This is a genomic window from Erythrobacter sp. MTPC3, from assembly GCF_042854385.1.
Classification (GTDB): Bacteria; Pseudomonadota; Alphaproteobacteria; order Sphingomonadales; family Sphingomonadaceae; genus Erythrobacter.
This window is the reverse complement of the sequence record NZ_BTGP01000002.1, coordinates 341586-361589: the sequence shown is the minus strand read 5'-3', so window position 1 is coordinate 361589 and position 20004 is coordinate 341586. Positions and strand designations below refer to the sequence as shown.

Below are 20004 nucleotides of genomic sequence, written 5' to 3'. Positions count from 1 at the left end.
TTGAAACCCTTTACATTTGTCCTGATGGTGCTGTGGGGCATCCTGGCGTTCTACACCGGTCAGGTGGTCGCCGTTCACGGGCTGAACCTGTTTCCCGATTTCTTCGGCGATATGGCCGAGTGGGCATGGCCCGGACAATTCAATCTGGATTTCATGCTGATGCTGTTCCTGTCGGCAAGCTGGACACTTTGGCGCAACGGCCCCTCTTTGATTGGGCTGATCCTCACACTTTTGGCGTTTTTCGGCGGGGCCGGGTTCCTGCTACCCTATCTCACCTATCTTGGCTGGAAGCATGATGGCGATTTCAAAGCTGTCCTGCTCGGCCGACATGCGAAGGATACCTCTGTATGAAAATCGCCTTTATCGGACTGGGAAACATGGGCGGCGGAATGGCTGCAAACCTTGTGAAAGCAGGCCATGATGTGCGCGCTTTCGACCTGTCGCAAGATGCACTGACCGCTGCGAAAGAGGCGGGCTGCGGCGTATTCGGCTCAATCGGGGAAGCGGTGACCGGGGCAGAAGCGGTAGTTTCCATGCTGCCCAACGGCGCAATCGTCAAAGGCGTCTACACCGATTCCGTGATCGGCACGGCCCCCGCGGGCGCTATCTTCCTCGATTGTTCGACCATTGACGTGGCGACCGCGCGCGATGTTATCGGTGCTGCGGAAAGTGACGGCTATGAAATGGTCGATGCGCCTGTATCGGGCGGGATCGCGGCGGCGAATGGCGGCACGCTGACCTTCATGGTTGGCGGCACGCAAAGCGCATTTGACCGCGCGAAACCCGTGCTTGAAGCGATGGGCAAGGCCGTGATCCACGCAGGCGATTCTGGCAACGGACAGGCGGCGAAAATCTGCAACAACATGCTGCTCGCCATCCATATGGCCGGCACCTGCGAAGCGTTCCAGATGGCAGAGAAACTCGGCCTCGACCCGCAGACATTCTACGATATCTCGTCCGTTTCATCGGGTCAGAACTGGTCCATGACCAGCTATTGTCCGGTCCCCGGTGTTGGACCACAAAGCCCCTCTGACAATGATTATCAGGGCGGGTTTGCCACGGCATTGATGCTGAAAGACTTGCGGCTCGCGATGGAGGCAGCCGACGCATCTGACAGCGCGGTCCCGATGGGCGCGCGCGCGGCGGCGCTTTACGAAGATTTCAATGGCGCGGGCAATGGCGGGCTGGATTTCTCAGCCCTGATCAAGACCTATTGATCTCGGCGATAATGCCACTCAACCAGTCGCGCGGAGCCTGGCTGCGCCCGATATCCGCGACAAATTCCTGACCGCGCGCGACGCTGCGTAGCCTGCGCTCACCGGGTTTGCCGCGTATCCAGCGGTCGGCGCGGTCGTGGTAGGAAAGCCCGCCGCGCTTTAACCAGTCAGGCCGGTTCCATAGGCTGGGCGGACCGTCTCGCACCGTCAGCCTCAACGCATCGCTGGCGCGCTGCGCCGTGCGACCTTCGCCGCGCCAGATGCAGTCGTTCCTGTGATGCATCGCGAGCGCATGGGGGTGGCCGATCTCCACCAGATCAGCAGGCGCGCCCCCGGCCAACGCAATAATCTCCTCAGCCCGAAGATAGCCGAAAATGCGGTGATGCGGCTCGCCCGAATGCTCGTCCGCGAACAGGCCGAAGAACACGAATACATCGCCAAGGCCCACGCCCTGCCGTTCCAGATGGGTCTGCGCTGCGCCGCACTGGCCGAACACGCATGTCCCGTCATCGCGGAACATCGGATCATGGTGGCAGGCATCGCCCGCGCGCACTTTCCCCTTGCTCGCGCGGCTCGCCAGATCACCTAGTCCCAGATCGCCATAAGTCGCCGCGCTCGCCGCGCCTGCAGGTATCGGCAGGCTGATCGGACGGCCGTCGACAATCGGCGAAGGACCGCCACCTGCGCTGCTATCAAACCCCTTGCGTGAAAAGACAATCCGCATCCCCGCCCCATGCCCCGCTCGCCACCCTTGCACAAGTGCGCCAATCCTTGCTTTGCGCCGGACCCGCTTTGCCGGTAAAGGCGCGTCTTATGACCAACCAAACCAAAGCAACCGCGCTCATCATGGCTGGCAAGCGTTCGGGCGTGCTCGATCCGCTGGCAGCGCGCGCAAATGTCGCCCAGAAATGCGTTGTGCCGGTGAACGGCGTCCCGATGGTGGAGCGCGTGGTGCAGCAGGTTTCCGCCTGCGAGCGTGTCGGCGCGATCCGTATTGTCGCCCATGAACCCGACGAGATCGCGGCGCTGCCCACGGTGGCAAAGCTGATCGAAGAGGGCCGCCTGACATTTGCAGAGGGCAAGTTCAACATCGTCGACAGCGTGTTTTCCGGCGCGGAGGGTATCGAATTTCCGCTGCTGATCACCACCGCTGACAATTGCCTCGTCACGCCAGATGGTTACAGCGAGTTCATCCAGAAATGCTTCGCGGCGCAGGCTGGCGGTGCAGCGGGCCTCGCGCGCAAGGAAGACGTGCAGGCCGCCGATCCCGAGGGTCAGTCGCGTTTCTACCAGTTTCGTGATGGCGGCTATTCCAATTGCAACATGTACTGGATCGGCAGCGAACAGGCGCTGAGCGCCGCGGAAATCATGCGCGAAGGCGGGCAGTTCGTGAAATTCCCGCGCCGCATCATCAAGGCATTCGGCTTCGTGAACCTGATCCGGTTCCGCATGGGCTGGGGATCAAAGGAGAAGCTGTTTGAGCAAGTCTCTCGCCGGTTCGGTTTCAAACTCACACCGATCGTGCTGTCCGACGGCCACTATGCCATCGACGTCGATAACGAGCGCACTTTCGCAGTGACAGAAAAGATACTGAAACGCCGCGAAGGTGAGGCTGCAAGCGCCTGAGCCCGGTGCAAAGCATACCAAAGAGCGGGATGATGGCCACATAATGGGACGCCTGTTTGCAAATATGGGCTGGCTGCTCGGCGGACGCGGATTGAATGCCGTGCTCAGCCTCGTTTACCTCGCGCTCGCCACCCGCACGCTTGGCCTGGAGGGGTTCGGATACTTCGCGGCCATCGTTGCGCTGGGCCAAACGGTCACGGGGCTTGCGAATTTCCAGACGTGGCAATTCATTGTGCGTTGGGGTGCGAATGGCGATGGCCCCGATCCGCAGAACAAGATTGATGCCACCGGCTTTGCCATTGCGCTGGACCTGCTGTCGGTCGCGATGGGCACGGTGTTTGCCGCGCTGCTGGTGCTGAGCGTGCCGTTATGGCTTCCGTTGCCGCCGGACCTGCTGTGGCTGACGTTCGGGTATTGTGTGGTTTCACTGTTGTCGATCCGCACCACTCCGGTGGGGCTGCTGCGGCTCAATTTCGAATATCCCAAGGCGACAGCGGCAGAGGCTGTGCAGCCGATCATCCGCGCCGCCGGAGCGGTGCTTGCCTGGCTGTTCATGCCGAGCGTTGCGGGCTTCATCCTCGCCTATGCCCTGTCCGAAATCGCGGTTGCGGCGGCCCTGTGGTTTACCGCAGCGCGCCATGAACGCATCGACCTGTCGGCCCTGAGTTTACGCCGCATCCCCGCCAAACACGCCGATGCGTGGCGGTTCGTATTGTCGACCAACATGTCCGGTAGCCTGACGATTGCGGGCAAGCAGGTGATGATCCTGCTGGTCGGGACATTCGGCGGCGCGGCATTGCTTGGCGGCTTCAGGGTGGCCAGCCAGCTGGGTCAGGCGTTGATCGCGCTCGCCCAGACCGTTTCCAAGGCCATCCTGCCAGAGCTGGTCCATGCCCGCGAGGATGCGCTGGCCATCGCGCGGCGCATGGCAAATATCGCGCTGGTTGGCGGCGTGCTGGCGGTGCTGTTCGCGGTGTTCTTTGGCCGCTGGGGTCTGGAGGCGATTGCGGGCGCAGAATTCCGTGTGTTCTACTGGGCGATGGTGATCTTGGCGATTGCGGGCGCTGTCGAGCTGGTCGGCGCCAGCCTTGAATCGCTGCTGGTTTCGGCAGGCCGGGCAGGCACAGCTTTTATCGTGCGAGCGGTGCCGACGATCCTTGCGCTGGTGCTGCTCGACGCGGCGATTGACTGGAACGGCGCAAAAGGCGCGGCCTTCGCGGTGCTCGGATCAAGTTCGCTCGCGGTGGTCGGCTTTTACGTCGCGATCCTCAACCTGCGCGAAATCAGGTTCGTGGTCGAAGCCGATCCGGCGGCTGAGGCAGAGCGGAAGAGTGCAACAAGCGGGGAGGCGATAACAGCGTCTGAACCGCCCCCAAAAATTTAACAACTCGCCGGAAAGTTGGTGAGATATTCGGACAGTGGATCAAGCTCCATCTCCGCCCGCAGCTCATCAACCCGCCCTGCCTCTTCGAGAGGTTGAGGCACGTATGCCCCGTCCCTGCACGACATTTGCGTTGCGTAACGCTGCTCACCGTTCAGCTTCAACATGATTCGATCATAAAGATAGGCAAAGTTCCCTTTTGAAACTTCGCCCTCTGCAACGAGCGGCTCCATGAGTTTTAGCGCATCAAACTGAAAAACAGGGTCATGATCTGCATGCTGCACTAAAAGCCATGCGGCGTTCGATGCTTTCTCACCTACCTCTGACAGAAGTGGCCACCCATTTTCATGCACATGGCGTTTCAGCCAAAGTGTGTTGGCACGGTCAATTGGGCCAATTTCACCGGTGACAAAGGTTTTGAAAACAATCTTGGCATCATCGCTCATCTGCGGAATGCGCGGGTTATCTCCGGTGGTAGCGCCCCAGTTATAAGAGAGCCGCAGCAATTGCTCCCCCAATATCCGCGTTTCGAGCTCGCGCGCGAAATTTGGGGTGATCGGGCCAACACGTTGCTCGACAAGGCGGATGCTTTCGATCAGCGTTGCAAATACCAGCCGCGCTTCGCGTGCGGCATTCTGCAATTGATCGAATGTTTCGAATTGTTTGAATTGCTCTCCGCGGAACACTTGTGTGCACAGCGACGGGGAGGAAATTGTGTAGCGATCATCCTCAAGCGTAAGGCCCGCAGCGGCAAGCTGCGCAGCCAGTCGCGCTTTACCAACTTCTCTGCACTGCTCAAGCCAGTCAGTCATTTGCCTGTACCGGGCAGTTTCCCGGGCATCGGCACCGGGGAAATAGCCGCGCAGATATTCAAAATCGCCAGGTTCGAAGCGCCCATCGGTAATGCGTTCAGCAACAATTGGAGGCGGATCGGGGTGGTCCGCGATCGCAGCCTCTTGGCCTCCCAATTCATGCGCTATCGCTGGAGCCGTCAAAGACACCAAGGCCGTGGCAGTCAAAAACCATTCGAAACCGCGCATACCTGCCCTCTTACTGAATGAAATCTAGTCTGGCGCGCTCCAGCTTAACTTCGGCTTGCGCGCAGCGGCTGTTTCATCCAGCCGGCGGCGCGGTGCGTAGTATGGGGCTTCTTTCATGGTCTCGTCGCCAGCCAGCGCGCGCTCCGTCACAGATCGGAATGCCTCGATGAACTGGTCGAGCGATGCCTTGCTCTCCGTCTCGGTTGGTTCGACCAGCATCGCGCCGTGAACCACCAGCGGGAAATACACCGTCATCGGGTGATACCCCTCGTCGATTAGTGACTTTGCCAAGTCCAGCGTCGTCAAACCGCCGCCGAAATCCTTATCGCCAAACAGCGCCTCATGCATGCACGGGCCGCTATCCGCGAATGGCGCGTGCAAAATATCTTCGAGGCTGCGCAGCACGTAGTTGGCGTTCAGCACCGCGTCCTCTGCCACCTGTTTCAGCCCGTCGGCCCCGTGGCTAAGCATGTAAGTGAGCGCGCGGGTGAACATACCCATTTGCCCGTGAAATGCGGTCATCCGGCCAAAGGTCTGGCCGCGCGATACCTCGCGCTTTTCCTCTTCGATCAGTTCGTATTCGCCGTTTTCATGCTTGCGGATGAACGGCAGCGGGGCAAACGGGGCGAGCGCATCGGAAAAGACAACCGGACCGGAGCCGGGACCGCCGCCGCCGTGCGGGGTGGAGAATGTCTTGTGCAGATTGATGTGCATCGCATCGACGCCCAGATCGCCGGGACGCACGCGGCCGACGATGGCGTTGAAGTTCGCGCCGTCGCAATAGACGTATCCTCCCGCGTCGTGGACCGCATCGGCAATCTCGCGGAAATCCTTTTCGAACAGGCCGCACGTATTGGGATTGGTGATCATCACCCCTGCCACGTCCGGGCCTAGCCGTTCTTTCAAGGCAGCGACATCGACGCGGCCTTCGGGTGTGGCGGGAATATCCTCAACCTTGTAGCCCGCAAAGGCAGCCGTCGCCGGGTTCGTGCCGTGCGCGCTTTCGGGCACCAGCACGACTTCGCGCGGGTTGCCGGCGGCGGTGTGCGCAGCGCGGATCGCGAGGATACCGCAAAGCTCGCCATGCGCACCGGCTTTCGGGCTCATCGCGACAGACGGCATTCCGGTGAGTTTGCAAAGCCAGTCGCCCAGTTCGTGAATGACCTGCAGCGCGCCTTGCACGCTTTGCTGAGGGGCGAGCGGGTGAATATCTGCAAAACCGGGCAGCCGCGCCATTTTTTCATTCAGACGCGGATTGTGCTTCATCGTGCACGAGCCGAGCGGGAAGAACCCAAGGTCGATGCCGTAATTCTGGCGGCTCAACCGTGTGTAGTGACGCACCGTTTCAGGTTCGGTCAAACCGACCAGTCCAATCGGTTTGTCACGCTCCAGTCCGCCGAGGCGGGTCGGGGCATTTTCATTCACTTCTGGCAGATCGACGCCGGTCGTTTCCGCATGGCCGATCTCGAAAATCAGAGGCTCTTCCAGCATCAGGGCCCGGTTGCCGGTGACCGTTTGCGGGCCGTTATGCAGGCCGTCTTCCGAAGCGGTCATGGCGGGTTTCCAACCGGATTTGTTAGGCGCGTTCATTGGGCTGGCTCCTTCACGAGAGACGCCAGCTCGGTGGCGAGCGTCTCGATATCGTCTTCGGTGGTCATTTCGGTCACGGCGACAAGCAGTGCCTGCTCCAGCGCGTCGATACCGGGATACAGCCGGCCAAGCGACACCCCGCCCAGCACGCCGCGGTCGGCGAGTTCGCGCACAATCTCGCGCGCGGGCTTCCCATCCAGCATCAGGGTGAATTCGTTGAAAAACGCATCGTTCAGCACTGTCACGCCCGGCACTTTTGCCAGCCGGTCAGCGGCATGGCAGGCAAGCCGGTGGTTTTCCGCCGCCAGTTCGCGCATCCCCTTTTCCCCGAGCAGGGTCATGTGGACGGTGAAAGCGAGCGCGCAAAGCCCGGAATTGGTGCAGATGTTCGACGTCGCTTTTTCGCGGCGAATATGCTGCTCGCGGGTGGAGAGCGTCAGTACGAAACCGCGCTTGCCCTCTGCGTCGGTGGTTTCGCCGCACAGACGGCCCGGCATCTGGCGAACATGCTTTGGATCGCGCACGGCAAACAGGCCGAGATACGGTCCGCCAAATTGCAGACCGACACCGATCGACTGCCCTTCACCCACGACGATATCCGCGCCGAGCTCACCCGGCGATTTCATCGCACCCAGCGCCACCGGTTCGGTATTAACCGCGACCAGCAAGGCGCCTTTGGCATTGGCTGCTTCGGCAACTTTCGACAGATCGCTGACCCGGCCCAGAATATCGGGATACTGCACGACAACGCAGGCAGTTTCATCGTCAATGCGGCTGATCAGGCCGTCGAGATCAGGCTCTGTCTGGATCGAAGGCTGCGCATCGGCAATCTCGTCCCCGGTAAACTGCGCCATTGTTTTGACGACCTGCGAATAATGCGGGTGAAGCGCGCCGGAGAGGACCGCTCGTTTCCGCTTTGTCACGCGCGTTGCCATCGCCACCGCTTCCCAGCACGCGGTCGAGCCATCGTAAAGCGAGGCATTGGCCACCGCACAGCCATACAGCCGAGCAACCTGCGTTTGAAATTCAAACAGCATTTGCAGCGTGCCCTGCGCGATTTCCGGCTGGTAAGGCGTATAGGCGGTCAGGAACTCGCCCCGCTGGATCACCGTATCGACGCTCGCCGGGACGTGGTGGCGGTACGCGCCCGCGCCGAGGAAAAACGGCGCGTCCCCTGCGGCAAGGTTCTTGCCCGCGCGCGCTTTCATATGACGCTCAACCGCCATCTCGCTGGCATGCATCGGCAGGTCGCGGATCGGCCCGTCAAGCTGCGCCACGGCGGGCACATCGACAAACAAATCGTCAATCGATGAAGCGCCCACGCGCTTCAGCATATCGGCGCGGTCGGTATCGGTGAGAGGCAGGTAACGCATCGCAATATTCTCCTGAGCCCGCTTTTTCGACTGACGGGCAAATCCGTAACGGCTCAGTTACGGGCGGCGGTGTTGACGGGATGGCCGGGTTAGAGGCTATCCACGAAAGTCTTGTAAGCCTTGTCGTCCATCAGACCTTCCAGCTCGTCCGTGTCTGAAATGGTCATGCGGAAAAACCAGCCTTCTTCTTCGGCCGAGGAATTGACCAGTGCCGGTTCGTCTTCGAGGGCGGCATTGCCTTCGGTCACTTCTCCGGTGATCGGGGCGTAGACATCGCTCGCCGCTTTCACACTTTCGACCACGGCTGCATCGCCGCCTTTGTCCAGCATGGTGCCGACACTGGGAAGTTCGACAAAGACGATATCGCCGAGCTGCTCCTGCGCATAATCGGTGATGCCGACAGTGGCGCTTTCGCCTTCGACATCGATCCATTCGTGTTCATCGGTGAAGTAACGCGGCATAATTATCAGCTCCCTCGGAAATAGCGGTGCGGAACAAAAGGCATGGGTGAAACGGTGGCTGGCAAACGCTTGCCGCGAACCTCGCATTCAAGTGCGGTTCCCTCGGCAGCGTGCTGTGCATCGATATAGGCCATGGCGACCGGGCGCCCGAGCGTGGGGGAAAATCCGCCGCTGGTCACATCGCCGACTTTCTGATCGCCAAGGTAAACTCCAGCGCCTTCGCGGGCGGGCATCCGTCCATCCAGCAATAGGCCGACACGGCGGCGGGCAAGCGTGCCGCCTTCCAGATCGGCGAGTCGCCCGGCAATCGCTTTGTGCCCGAAATAGCCGCCCTCGGTCCGGCGTTTCTTGGACAGTGCAAAAATCAGATCGGCGCTGACCGGGTCGATGTTTTCGTCCAGATCGTGCCCGTAAAGCGGCAGTCCCGCCTCAAGGCGCAGGCTGTCGCGCGCGCCGAGCCCTGCGGGGTTCACGCGGTCATCGGCAACCAGCGCATCGGCCAAATCCGCAGCCCGGCTTTTATGCAGCGAAATCTCGAAACCGTCTTCCCCTGTGTAGCCTGCGCGGCTGACCCAGATGTGCGCGCCGTTCCATTCAAACAGGCCGGCGGTCATGAATGTTAGCGCGCCGGTGCCGGGAATGACCTCCTCCAGAACTTCTGCGGCTTTCGGTCCCTGCAAGGCGAGCAGCGCAAAATCGTCAAAATGAGTGAGCGTGATTTCATCGGGAAGGTGTTCGCGCAGGTGGGCAATGTCGTCCCATTTGCATGCGCCGTTGACCACCAGAGCGAGATGCGGGCCGGTGTTCGTGACCATCAGATCATCGATCACCCCGCCCGCTTCGGTAAGCAGCAGCGAATAGCGCATCTTGCCTGGCTTCAGATTGGAGATCGCGCCGGGCAGCAGCTTTTCCAGCTCATGCGCAGCATTGTCGCCCTTCAGCGCGAGCTGACCCATATGCGAAACATCGAACAGGCTGGCGCTCGTGCGCGTCCAGTTGTGTTCGGCAACGATGCCGCCATCCGGGCCTGCATACTGGATCGGCATTTCATAGCCCGCAAACGGCACCATGCGCGCCCCGTGCTGCCGGTGCCATGCATCAAGCGGCAACGCAGCCAGCGGCGCGTCCTCGTGAGGCGTATCGTCTTGCGGTGTATGGTCGCTCAAAATCTCGGCCCCCCGACAGGCATTGCAACGCCCCGATATGAAGCGTTGTTCCTGCCCCCTCTGTCGGGAAACCTGAGAGCTTAGCTGCGGCGCAAAAAACACGCGCATTGCAGCCTTCCCCTTCGGTGGCGCAGCGGTGGAATGCTGCGCGCTTTCCAGAGTGCCTGTGCCTATTCGCGGTCCGTTTGCCTGAGAGTTTCCGGGGCGGTTGCTCCTTCGGCGCCGTGTCCGTTTGACCGGACCAGTCTCTCCCGCGAAAGACGCCGGAATCACCCCCGGCAGGCACGCGACATGTTGCGCATGCGAAGAGATGCGTCAATCGCCCATCGGTATATTCGGGGAAAAGACGAAACTTTCGTGCGCCGAGCCGCTTCTTACGGCGCTCTGGTCAGTCGAGGTTCGGCCTTAACCAGCGTTCCGCAGTCGCCAGATCGACACCGCGGCGCTCCGCGTAGTCTTCCAGCTGATCGCGCCCGATGCGGGCGACGCCGAAATATTGCGATTCGGGATGCCCGAAATAGAAGCCCGAAACCGCCGCTGTCGGCCACATCGCAAAGCTTTCCGTCAGGGTCAGTCCGACATTCTTTTCCGCATCAAGCAGGTCGAAAAGGATCGGTTTCAGCGAATGATCGGGGCACGCCGGATAGCCGGGCGCAGGGCGAATACCGCGATATTCCTCTTTGATAAGCGCGTGATTGGTGAGCTGCTCCGCCGGGGCATAGCCCCAAAGATCGGTGCGCACATGTTTGTGCAGCCGCTCGGCAAAGGCTTCCGCAAACCGGTCGGCCAGCGCCTTTAAGAGGATGTCTGAGTAATCATCCTTGTCCGCCTGGAACCGCGCAATATGCGGCTCGATCCCGTGGATACCGACGGCGAAGCCGCCGATCCAGTCGCCATCCGGGTCGATAAAGTCAGCAAGGCACATGTTGGCGCGGTCGCGGCTTTTCTTCACCTGCTGGCGAAGGAAAGGAAGGCGCACATGCTCTTCGCGCCGCACGCGGTGGATCGTGACATCATCGCCATCGCGCGCGCAGGGCCACAGTCCCGCTACGCCGCGTGCGGTCAGCCACTTTTCCTCAATCAATTGGTCGAGCATCGCGGTGGCATCATCGAACAGCTGGCTCGCCGTTTCGCCCACAACTTCATCTTGCAGGATGGCTGGGTAATTGCCGTGCAGTTCCCATGCGCGGAAGAACGGCGTCCAGTCGATGTAATCGCGCAGGTCCGCAAGGTCCCAATCGTCAAACACATGGACACCGGGCTGCGCTGGCGGAGCAGGCTTGTCTGACAGATAAGCGTCGTAATAATTCGCCCGCGCATCTTCGAGACTCAGCAGGACACTGGGTGTCTTGCCCGCCCGCGCTGCGCGCACTTTTTCATATTCGCCTGCCGTGTCGCCGACAAATTCATCTCGCTGCGTGTCGGAGAGCAATTTGGATGCAACGCCAACCGCGCGGCTCGCATCGAGGACATGGATCACAGGTCCATCATAATTCGGATCGATTTTCAGCGCGGTGTGCACCTTGCTTGTGGTCGCGCCGCCGATCAGCAGCGGCATGGTCATTTCCGAACGCTGCATCTCTTCCGCGACGGTCACCATCTCGTCTAGCGACGGGGTGATGAGGCCGGACAGTCCAATCATGTCGGCGTTTTCATCGTTCGCCACTTCCAGGATCTTAGGCCACGGAACCATCACGCCCAGATCGACCACGTCGTAACCATTGCACTGCAAAACGACGCCCACGATATTCTTGCCGATATCGTGCACGTCGCCTTTGACAGTGGCCATGATGACCTTGCCCTTGGCCTTGCGCTCGGCTTCGGGAAGGAGGTCTTTTTCCGCCTCGATATAAGGAATGAGGTGAGCGACGGCTTTCTTCATGACGCGCGCGGATTTGACCACTTGGGGCAGGAACATCTTGCCGCTGCCGAACAGGTCGCCGACGACATTCATGCCGTCCATAAGCGGGCCTTCGATCACCTCGATAGGTCGCCCGCCAGCCTCGGCCGTAGCGGCGCGCATCTCTTCGGTATCGGGGACGATATGCGCGTCGATCCCTTTGACGAGCGCGTGTTCGAGCCGCTTTTCAACCGCCCAGCCGCGCCATTCCTCGGCCGCTTTTTCATCGGCAACCGATTTGCCCTTATAGCTTTCGGCAAGGTCGATGAGCCGCTCCGTCGCATCGTCGCGGCGCATCAGGATCACATCCTCGCACGCCTCACGCAATTCGGGATCGATCTGGTCATACACGTCAAGCTGCCCGGCATTGACGATGGCCATATCCAGCCCGGCGGGGATCGCGTGGTAAAGGAACACCGAGTGCATCGCGCGGCGCACGGTTTCATTGCCGCGAAAGCTGAAAGAGAGGTTCGAGAGTCCGCCGCTGGTTTTTGCATGGGGACACTGCGATTTGATCTCGCGCACGGCCTCCAGAAAATCCAGGCCATAGCGATTGTGTTCTTCGATGCCCGTGGCGACCGCGAAGATGTTCGGATCAAAGATGATGTCTTCCGGCGAGAAGCCCTCGCCGACGAGCAGGTCATAGGCGCGTTTGCAGATTTCGACTTTGCGCTCTTTGGTGTCGGCCTGTCCGACCTCGTCGAAAGCCATGACGACCACCGCTGCGCCGTAGGCCATGCATTTGCGCGCCTGCTGCAAGAACGGCTCTTCGCCCTCTTTCATGCTGATCGAGTTCACAATCGGCTTGCCCGAAACGCATTTCAGGCCAGCTTCGATCACATCCCATTTGGAACTGTCGATCATCACCGGGACGCGGGCAATGTCCGGTTCTGCCGCGATCAGTTTGAGGAATGTCGTCATGGCATGGACCGCGTCCAGCAGCCCTTCGTCCATGTTGACATCAATCACCTGCGCGCCGTTTTCGACCTGCTGGCGGGCGACCTCGACGGCGGCGGGATAATCGTCCGCCATGATCAGTTTTTTAAACCGGGCGCTGCCGGTGACGTTGGTTCGCTCACCAATGTTGATGAAGCGCGCGCTGGTGCTCTGCTGGGTCATCAGGCGGCGACCACAAACGGTTCAAGCCCGGCCAGACGCATGGCCGCATCGGGTGAAGGAACGGCGCGCGGGTCCAGCCCCTCGACCGCCTGCGCGATGGCTGCGATATGTTCCGGAGAGGAGCCGCAGCATCCGCCCAGAATGTTCGCCTGACCATTCTCCGCCCAAAGCTTCACAAGGCCAGCGGTGGTTTCCGGAAGTTCGTCATATTCGCCCAGTTCGTTGGGCAGGCCCGCATTGGGATACGCCATCAACAGCGTGTCGGCGATGGCCGAAAGCGCCTGTATGTGCGGGCGAAGCTGGTCCGCGCCAAAGCTGCAATTCAGCCCGATGGTAACGGGGTTGGCGTGGCGCACGGCATACCAGAATGCCTCGACCGTGTGGCCGGACAGATTGCGCCCGGACAAATCGGTAAGCGTCATCGAAATCATCACCGGCACGTCGCGGCCCAGATCTGTTTCAAGCTGCTTGCACGCCATGATCCCGGCCTTGGCATTGAGGGTATCAAACACGGTTTCGATCAGGATGAAATCGCAGCCCCCCTCGATCAGCGCAGCGGCCTGCGCTTTGTATACGGCGGTGAGCTCATCAAAATCGATCTCGCGGTAGCCGGGGTCTTCGACATCCGGGCTGAGCGACAGAGTCTTGTTTGTCGGACCGATTGCTCCTGCGACAAAGCGCGGCTTGCCATCTTTGGCAGCGTATTCATCGGCCAGTTCGCGCGCGATTTTCCCGCTTGCGATGTTGATCGCGGCAACCTGGTCCTCAGCGGCATAATCCGCCTGACTGATGCGGTTGGCAGAGAACGTGTTGGTTGAAATGACGTCCGATCCGGCATCCAGATAGGCTCGCGTAATGTCGCGGATGACATCGGGCCGCGTCAGGGCGAGGATATCGTTGTTGCCTTTCTGATCCGCATCTAGCCCGAGGTCGCCGGCATAATCCTGCTCGGTCAGCTTGCGGTTCTGGATCTGCGTCCCGAATGCGCCATCAAAGATAAGCACCCGCTCGGCAGCGGCAGATTTCAGGGCTTCGCGCGCGCTCATGCGGCTTCTTCGACGGGGCGTTTGCCGAGCATGTGGCAGATCGCATAGGCAAGCTCTGGCCGGTTGAGCGTGTAAAAGTGCAGATCGCGCACGCCGCCTGCATACAAACGCCGGCACAGCTCTGCGGCGATGGTCGCCGCGACAAGTTTGCGCGCGGCAGGCTTTTCATCCAGCCCTTCGAATAGGCCGTCCATCCAAGCGGGTATTTCCGCCCCGCACGCGCCTGCGAATTTGCGCGCCTGCGCGACATTGGTGACCGGCAGAATGCCCGGCACGACCGGTGCGTCGATGCCGGTGGCCGCCAGCTTGTCACGAAAGGCGAAGAATTTGTCAGCGGAGAAAAAGAACTGGGTGATCGCCCGGCTCGCGCCTGCATCCAGCTTACGCTTAAGATTTTCGATATCGGCCTGAGGGCAGTCGGCATCGGGATGCGTTTCAGGGTAGGCCGCGACCGAGATTTCAAAATCGGCAATCCCTTTCAGTCCGGCGACCAGATCGGCGGCGCTGGCGTAGCCCTGCGGATGCGCGACGAAGGGCGCGCCCGGCTCGCCCGCGTCACCGCGCAGGGCGACTATGTGGCGCACGCCAGCTTCCCAATATTGCTCCGCCACTTCGCGGATTTCGTCTTTGGACGCCCCGACGCAGGTGAGGTGAGCCGCCGCCGGTATGCGCGCCTCGCCAATGATGCGCTCGACCGTCGCGTGGGTGCGTTCGCGGGTGGACCCGCCCGCGCCATAAGTGACCGAGACGAAGCTGGGAGACAGCGGTTTGAGCTGCTGCACAGCGTCCCACAATTGCTCTTCCATCTTTTCCGATTTCGGCGGGAAGAATTCGAAACTGACATCGACATCGCCGGGCAGGCCGGAAAACAGCGGCGTGTCTACGGCAGTGCGGGCTTCGTGCAGTTGATCGAGCGTGGGAGTCATGACGTTTGCTCTTTGGTGAGTGATTTGGGGAGGGAGGGATGCGGGTTTTCGCGGCGCTTGCCGATCCAGATTTTCACGATCAGTTCACCGCCATCCAGCGCAACCGGATCACGGGCGGTAAAACCGCTCGATTGCAGAAACTCGCGCATCTGGCGGTCCGAAAAGCCAAGGCGTGCGTGTTGGTGACGGGTGCGCAATTCTTCCCGGTCGTGGCTCGCAAAATCGACGATTGCAATCCGTCCGCCAGCGCGAATGACACGCGCTGCCTCGGCCAGCGGGAGCGCGGGGTCTTGGGCGAAATGGAGCACCTGATGCAGCAACACCGTGTCAAACGTGGCGGCGGCGAACGGCAATTCCGAAAAATCGCCCTGCACCAGCTCTATTCGTGCGGTTGGCAAGTGCTGCAATTTCGCGCGGGCGACACGCAACATTTCAAGATTGCGGTCAAACGCGACAACGCGCTCTGCCTCATCTGCAAAGAATTCCGCCATGCGGCCTGTCCCGGTGCCGATATCCAGCACCGCACCAAGCGGGGCATCCGATAATGCGCCCGCCAGCTTTTCCTCAACCTGCGCGTCAGGGCTATGAAGCGCGCGCAGATCATCCCAGTCGCCTGCATGCCGCGCGAAGTAATCGCCCGCCAATTCTTCGCGCGCGTCGCGGATTGCGGCTAGCTTGCGCCGGTCCGCCTGGCAAATATCGGCAAATTCTGAATTCTCGCGCTCGGCAACGACAAGCAATTGATCGATTGCCGTTACAATCGCATCGGCATCATCTGATCCGCTGGTGGAGCGCAGGAACACCCAGCTGCCCTCGCGCCGGCGCTCTGCCAATCCCGCGTCGCACAAAATGCCGACATGGCGCGACACGCGCGGCTGGCTTTGCCCCAGAACCTGCGCCAATTCACCCACCGCCAGTTCCATAGTGCCCAGCAGCCGCGCGATGCGCAGCCGGGTGGGATCGGCCAGAGCCTTGAAGATGGTTTCGACGTTCACACGGGCGGATATAAAGACATTTTTATATCTGTAAATGCCCTCTATAAAACGCATAGATAGACGCACAAATCGCGCCGTATTGCGAAATAATCTTGCATTCACCTGCGCCCGTGCCGACACCTCGATCAAGAGACGCGGGCGGACCTGCGCATTCGCGAGGATGATTGATGAAGCTTGGTTGCTGCTATTACCCGGAGCATTGGCCCGAACATATGTGGGCAGACGATGCGCGGCGGATGGCGGAAATGGGCCTTTCTCTGGTGCGGATCGGGGAATTTGCGTGGAGCCGGATAGAGCCGGAACAGGGCCGCTTTGACTGGGATTGGCTGGACCGCGCGGTGGATGTTCTGCACCGGGCGGGCTTGCAGATAATCATGGGCACGCCGACCGCTACACCGCCAAAATGGCTGGTGGACCAGATGCCCGACATGGTTGCAATCGACCAAGAGGGGCGCCCGCGCGGATTTGGATCGCGGCGGCATTATTGCTTCTCGCATGAGGGTTATCGCGCGCAATCGCGGCGCATCACGTCCGCCATAGCGCAGCGGTTTGGCGATCATCCCGCAGTCGTAAGCTGGCAAACCGATAACGAATATGGCTGTCATGACACCGTGCTCAGCTTTTCGAGCGCAGCGGCAGCGCGGTTTCGTAAATGGCTGGAAGCGCGATACGAAACGCCGCAGGCTCTCAATGCTGCATGGGGTAATGTGTTCTGGAGCATGGAATACCTGTCCTTTGACGAGGTAGACCCGCCGCATCTCACAGTGACCGAGGCGAACCCTGCGCACTGGCTGGATTACCGCCGCTTCGCTTCGGACGAGGTTGCCAGTTTCAACCGGGAGCAGGTCGACATCCTGCGCAAACATTCACCCGGACGCGATATCACGCACAATTTTATGGGGTTCTTCACCGAATTCGATCATCACGCCCTTGGCCGCGATCTGGATGTGGCAACGTGGGACAGTTACCCGCTCGGTTTCCTGGAGCAGTTCTGGTTCGGGGAAGATGACAAGCGCGATTACCTGCGTCAGGGCCACCCCGATATCGCCGCGTTTCACCATGACCTTTATCGCGGATGTTCGGCGGGCCGCTGGGGCGTGATGGAACAGCAGCCTGGCCCGGTTAACTGGGCGCGCTATAACCCGGCCCCGCTTCCGGGAATGATCGCATTGTGGACGCTGGAGGCATTTGCCCACGGCGCGGAATTCACAAGCTATTTTCGCTGGCGTCAGGCTCCCTTTGCGCAGGAACAAATGCACGCCGGATTGCTCAGGCCCGATAGCGGCGAGGCGGAGGCTGCCGACGAAGTGCGCGGTGCCGCCGCGCGCATTGCGGAGGTAGGCCCGCAGCAAACAGTGCGCGCGCCTGCGGCTCTGGTGTTTTCTTACGAGGCGGCGTGGGTGTGCGGCATCCAGCCGCAAGGTCAGAGCTTTCGGTATCTGGAATTGGCGTTTGAGTGGTATTCGGCGCTCAGAAAACTTGGAATTGATGTCGATATCGTATCGCCGGACGCGCCGCTTCACGATTATTCGATGGTGCTCGTCCCGACGCTGCCCGTTGTGCCGGAAGGGTTCGCAGAGCGTCTTCAAGCGCTTGATTGTCCGGTCCTCATCGGCCCGCGATCCGGCAGCAAGACCCCGAATTTCGCGGTCCCTTCCAACCTTGCGCCCGGGCCGCTTCGCATGATTTTGCCGCTGATGGTTGCGCGGGTTGAGAGCCTGCGCAGCGGCATTACAGAAGAAGGGGACGGGTTCGGGGTCACGCGCTGGCTGGAACAGGTCAATGCAGATTGCGGCGCGGAATACACGTTGAAAGACGGGCGCGGCGTGGTCTTTCACAATGACAATTACCGCTATCTTGCCGGATGGCCGGACCGCGCTTTGCTGACCGATCTCATAAGCCAGATGGCGGCAGAGGCGGATGTGAAAACGCGCCTTCTGCCGAAAGGGCTGCGCATTCGCCGCACGGCGACGCACCTGTTTGCTTTCAATTATTCCGCGTCGCCGGTCCGTTTCGATCTGACCGGCGAAACGATCGGCGCCGCCTCGGTTTCGATCACTCCGCTCGGCTCATGATCGCTTGCCAACAGGTGCGCAGCCAGACATGGGCAAAGGCATGATTGAAACCCGCAAATATGCGATAATCGGCTGCGGCATGATGGGCCGCGAGCATATGCAGAACCTTGCGCTGGTCGATGGTGCGGACCTTGTCGCGGTTGCCGATCCCGACGCCGGATCGCGGGAAGCAGCTGGCGATCTGGCGGGCAAGCTGGGCCAGCAGGTGCAGCTGTTTGAAGACGCAGATACAATGCTTGGCGCGGTAAAGCCCGACGCCGTCATCATCGCCTCTCCCAATTTCACTCATTTCGATGCGGTGAAGCCGGTGATGGAAACAGGCGCGGCGGTGCTGCTGGAAAAACCGATGTGCACATCGGTTGAAGACGCTGAAAAGCTGGTGAGGGCCGCCCGCGATTATCCAGGCCTGTTCTGGGTCGGACTGGAATACCGTTACATGCCGCCTGTCACCCGCTTTATCGAGCGGCTGCACGCAGGCGAAGCGGGCGATATCAAGATGCTGGCCATTCGCGAGCACCGCTTTCCGTTCCTCGTCAAAGTGGGCGACTGGAACCGCTTCAACCGCAACACCGGCGGAACGCTGGTGGAAAAATGCTGCCATTTCTTCGACCTGATGCGCCACATCCTTCGCGATGAACCGGTGCGCATCTTCGCCAGCGGCGCACAGGATGTGAACCATCTGGACGAGCGGTATGATGGCGAGATGCCCGACATTATCGACAACGCTTTTGTGATGGTCGATTTTGCAGGCGGTGCCCGCGCGGTGCTGGACCTTTGCATGTTTGCCGAGGGGTCGGAGCAACAGGAAGAAATCAGCGCTGTCGGCCCGGTTGGCAAGATGGAAGTCAAATTGCCTGTAGGCGAGGTGACATGGTCGCCGCGTGACAAGTCGGGACCGTTCGTCAGCCACATCGAAACACCGTCCGATGCGCTGGCAGCCGGCGATCATCATGGCGCGACATTCTTCCAGCAGCGCGATTTTCACGCTGCGCTGGTGGATGGCACCGCGCCGCTCATCAATGCGCGCGACGGGTACCGCTCGGTCGTGATGGGCGCCGCCGCGCAGCAAAGCATCAGCACCGGCCAGCCGGTCGATATCATATTCAACGACAAGGATTGATCATGCCAACAGACATGCCGCCCGTCGGTTTCGGCCTTTGGAAAATCCCGCGGGAAGAAACAGCGAACTGCGTCGTGGAGGCCGTGCGCGCAGGATATCGCCATTTCGACAGCGCAGCGGATTACGGCAACGAAATCCAGACCGGCGAAGGCCTGGCGCGGGCGATGTCCGATGCGCTGGTAACCCGCGATGATCTGTGGATCACGTCCAAACTTTGGAACACCTTCCACGCGCCCGAACATGTCGAAGAGGCGTGCCGCAAATCGCTTGACGATCTGGGCCTGGACTACCTCGATCTGTACCTCGTTCATTTTCCCATCGCGCTGGAATACGTGCCCATTGCAGAGCGGTATCCGCCCGAATGGGTGCACGATCCCGATGCCGCCAATCCCGCAATGAAGCGAGCGTCGGTGCCATTGCACGAGACATGGGCCGCGATGGAGGCGCTGGTGGACGCGGGCCTCGTAAAACGGATCGGCGTCTGCAATTACAATTCGGGTCTGCTGCATGATTTGATGAGTTATGCGCGGATCAAACCTGCGGCGCTGCAGATCGAATCCCACCCCTATCTCACGCAGGAGCGACTTATCAGGCTGGCCCGTGATTACAGTCTGGATGTAACCGCGTTTTCTCCGCTTAGCGCGCAAAGCTATTTTGAGCTGGATATGGCAGCAGAAGGGGAAAGTCTGCTTGGAGCCGCGCCTGTCATGGTGGCTGCTCAGGCGCATGGTAAAACACCGGCGCAGGTCTTGCTGCGCTGGGGGATTCAGCGCGGGACGGCGATCATTCCGAAAACGACGAAGTCTGAGCGGATGCGCGAGAATATCGACATTTTCGATTTTGAACTTTCGCAGGTGGAAATGGCCGCGATCAGCGCGCTTAACCAGAACCGCCGGTTCAACGATCCGGGCACCTTCACCGAAGCGGCGTTCGGCGCTTTCCATCCGATTTACGATTGAAAAGGCTCTG

At 60.5% G+C, this 20004-nt stretch carries 17 protein-coding genes and 1 riboswitch; of the genes, 7 read left to right on the top strand and 10 right to left on the bottom strand.

Translation table 11 applies throughout. From position 1 onward, the window contains the following. A complete protein-coding gene (locus ACGHU1_RS04460) occupies window positions 1–351 on the top strand; it encodes a hypothetical protein (RefSeq protein WP_390583843.1) in 351 nt (116 codons plus the stop codon). Then, window positions 348–1217, top strand: a complete 870-nt coding sequence (gene mmsB, locus ACGHU1_RS04455; RefSeq protein ID WP_390583841.1) for a 3-hydroxyisobutyrate dehydrogenase — start codon at window positions 348–350, stop codon at window positions 1215–1217. The genes ACGHU1_RS04460 and mmsB overlap by 4 nt, the downstream gene beginning before the upstream one ends. Here mmsB and ACGHU1_RS04450 read toward each other — a convergent pair. Then, entirely contained in the window at window positions 1204–1941 is a 738-nt protein-coding gene (locus tag ACGHU1_RS04450) for a hypothetical protein (RefSeq protein WP_390583839.1), read from the bottom strand. The two genes, mmsB and ACGHU1_RS04450, sit on opposite strands and share 14 nt — an antisense overlap. An 89-nt stretch (window positions 1942–2030) precedes the next feature. On the opposite strand from ACGHU1_RS04450, the gene ACGHU1_RS04445 reads away from it, so the two are divergent. Both ACGHU1_RS04445 and ACGHU1_RS04440 read left to right on the top strand, forming a co-directional pair. Continuing rightward, entirely contained in the window at window positions 2031–2843 is an 813-nt protein-coding gene (locus ACGHU1_RS04445; protein WP_390583838.1) for a hypothetical protein, read from the top strand. 43 nt (window positions 2844–2886) lie between these two features. Beyond that, window positions 2887–4227 (top strand): lipopolysaccharide biosynthesis protein, encoded by a 1341-nt coding sequence (locus ACGHU1_RS04440; RefSeq protein WP_390583836.1) that lies wholly within the window; start codon window positions 2887–2889, stop codon window positions 4225–4227. Here the strand turns inward: ACGHU1_RS04440 and ACGHU1_RS04435 are convergent. From ACGHU1_RS04435 to ACGHU1_RS04395, 9 genes are all read right to left on the bottom strand, one after another. Continuing rightward, window positions 4224–5264 (bottom strand): DUF6624 domain-containing protein, encoded by a 1041-nt coding sequence (locus ACGHU1_RS04435; RefSeq protein WP_390583834.1) that lies wholly within the window; start codon window positions 5262–5264, stop codon window positions 4224–4226. The two genes, ACGHU1_RS04440 and ACGHU1_RS04435, sit on opposite strands and share 4 nt — an antisense overlap. A gap of 24 nt (window positions 5265–5288) precedes the next feature. Next, window positions 5289–6854, bottom strand: a complete 1566-nt coding sequence (gene gcvPB, locus ACGHU1_RS04430) for an aminomethyl-transferring glycine dehydrogenase subunit GcvPB (protein WP_390583832.1) — start codon at window positions 6852–6854, stop codon at window positions 5289–5291. Further along, window positions 6851–8227: an aminomethyl-transferring glycine dehydrogenase subunit GcvPA gene (gene gcvPA / locus ACGHU1_RS04425; protein WP_390583830.1), complete on the bottom strand. Its 1377-nt coding sequence runs from the start codon at window positions 8225–8227 to the stop codon at window positions 6851–6853. Before gcvPA ends, gcvPB begins: the two co-directional genes overlap by 4 nt. A gap of 89 nt (window positions 8228–8316) precedes the next feature. Further along, window positions 8317–8688, bottom strand: a complete 372-nt coding sequence (gene gcvH / locus ACGHU1_RS04420; protein WP_390583829.1) for a glycine cleavage system protein GcvH — start codon at window positions 8686–8688, stop codon at window positions 8317–8319. Window positions 8689–8693: 5 nt separating this feature from the next. Further along, window positions 8694–9854, bottom strand: a complete 1161-nt coding sequence (gcvT, locus tag ACGHU1_RS04415) for a glycine cleavage system aminomethyltransferase GcvT (protein WP_390583827.1) — start codon at window positions 9852–9854, stop codon at window positions 8694–8696. A gap of 167 nt (window positions 9855–10021) precedes the next feature. After that, a riboswitch (glycine riboswitch) is annotated at window positions 10022–10118 on the bottom strand. Between the two features lie 124 nt (window positions 10119–10242). Next, window positions 10243–12873, bottom strand: coding sequence for a methionine synthase (metH, locus tag ACGHU1_RS04410; protein ID WP_390583825.1), 2631 nt, complete (start codon window positions 12871–12873; stop codon window positions 10243–10245). Next, window positions 12873–13919 carry a homocysteine S-methyltransferase family protein gene (locus ACGHU1_RS04405; protein ID WP_390583823.1) on the bottom strand — a complete coding sequence of 349 codons (1047 nt, stop codon included), beginning with the start codon at window positions 13917–13919 and terminating at the stop codon, window positions 12873–12875. The genes metH and ACGHU1_RS04405 overlap by 1 nt, the downstream gene beginning before the upstream one ends. Then, a complete protein-coding gene (gene metF / locus ACGHU1_RS04400) occupies window positions 13916–14845 on the bottom strand; it encodes a methylenetetrahydrofolate reductase [NAD(P)H] (RefSeq protein ID WP_390583821.1) in 930 nt (309 codons plus the stop codon). Before metF ends, ACGHU1_RS04405 begins: the two co-directional genes overlap by 4 nt. Continuing rightward, entirely contained in the window at window positions 14842–15840 is a 999-nt protein-coding gene (locus tag ACGHU1_RS04395) for an ArsR/SmtB family transcription factor (RefSeq protein ID WP_390583819.1), read from the bottom strand. Before ACGHU1_RS04395 ends, metF begins: the two co-directional genes overlap by 4 nt. Window positions 15841–16007: 167 nt before the next feature. On the opposite strand from ACGHU1_RS04395, the gene ACGHU1_RS04390 reads away from it, so the two are divergent. From ACGHU1_RS04390 to ACGHU1_RS04380, 3 genes are read left to right on the top strand one after another with little or no spacing between them, the layout of a single operon-like run. Next, a complete protein-coding gene (locus ACGHU1_RS04390; RefSeq protein WP_390583817.1) occupies window positions 16008–17915 on the top strand; it encodes a beta-galactosidase in 1908 nt (635 codons plus the stop codon). Window positions 17916–17955: 40 nt separating this feature from the next. Further along, window positions 17956–19035, top strand: coding sequence for a Gfo/Idh/MocA family protein (locus tag ACGHU1_RS04385; protein ID WP_390583816.1), 1080 nt, complete (start codon window positions 17956–17958; stop codon window positions 19033–19035). Window positions 19036–19037: 2 nt separating this feature from the next. After that, a complete protein-coding gene (locus ACGHU1_RS04380; protein WP_390583813.1) occupies window positions 19038–19994 on the top strand; it encodes an aldo/keto reductase in 957 nt (318 codons plus the stop codon). Window positions 19995–20004 lie beyond the last annotated feature (10 nt).

What these genes read in the sequence shown, in the direction of transcription:
- ACGHU1_RS04405 (WP_390583823.1), bottom strand. Translation starts at nt 13,919, where the DNA reads ATGAGCGCGCGCGAAGCCCTGAAATCTGCCGCTGCCGAGCGGGTGCTT.
- mmsB (WP_390583841.1), top strand. Translation starts at nt 348, where the DNA reads ATGAAAATCGCCTTTATCGGACTGGGAAACATGGGCGGCGGAATGGCT.
- ACGHU1_RS04385 (WP_390583816.1), top strand. Translation starts at nt 17,956, where the DNA reads ATGATTGAAACCCGCAAATATGCGATAATCGGCTGCGGCATGATGGGC.
- ACGHU1_RS04435 (WP_390583834.1), bottom strand. Translation starts at nt 5,264, where the DNA reads ATGCGCGGTTTCGAATGGTTTTTGACTGCCACGGCCTTGGTGTCTTTG.
- gcvPA (WP_390583830.1), bottom strand. Translation starts at nt 8,227, where the DNA reads ATGCGTTACCTGCCTCTCACCGATACCGACCGCGCCGATATGCTGAAG.
- ACGHU1_RS04445 (WP_390583838.1), top strand. Translation starts at nt 2,031, where the DNA reads ATGACCAACCAAACCAAAGCAACCGCGCTCATCATGGCTGGCAAGCGT.
- ACGHU1_RS04440 (WP_390583836.1), top strand. Translation starts at nt 2,887, where the DNA reads ATGGGACGCCTGTTTGCAAATATGGGCTGGCTGCTCGGCGGACGCGGA.
- ACGHU1_RS04450 (WP_390583839.1), bottom strand. Translation starts at nt 1,941, where the DNA reads ATGCGGATTGTCTTTTCACGCAAGGGGTTTGATAGCAGCGCAGGTGGC.
- metH (WP_390583825.1), bottom strand. Translation starts at nt 12,873, where the DNA reads ATGACCCAGCAGAGCACCAGCGCGCGCTTCATCAACATTGGTGAGCGA.
- gcvH (WP_390583829.1), bottom strand. Translation starts at nt 8,688, where the DNA reads ATGCCGCGTTACTTCACCGATGAACACGAATGGATCGATGTCGAAGGC.
- metF (WP_390583821.1), bottom strand. Translation starts at nt 14,845, where the DNA reads ATGACTCCCACGCTCGATCAACTGCACGAAGCCCGCACTGCCGTAGAC.
- gcvPB (WP_390583832.1), bottom strand. Translation starts at nt 6,854, where the DNA reads ATGAACGCGCCTAACAAATCCGGTTGGAAACCCGCCATGACCGCTTCG.
- ACGHU1_RS04390 (WP_390583817.1), top strand. Translation starts at nt 16,008, where the DNA reads ATGAAGCTTGGTTGCTGCTATTACCCGGAGCATTGGCCCGAACATATG.
- ACGHU1_RS04380 (WP_390583813.1), top strand. Translation starts at nt 19,038, where the DNA reads ATGCCAACAGACATGCCGCCCGTCGGTTTCGGCCTTTGGAAAATCCCG.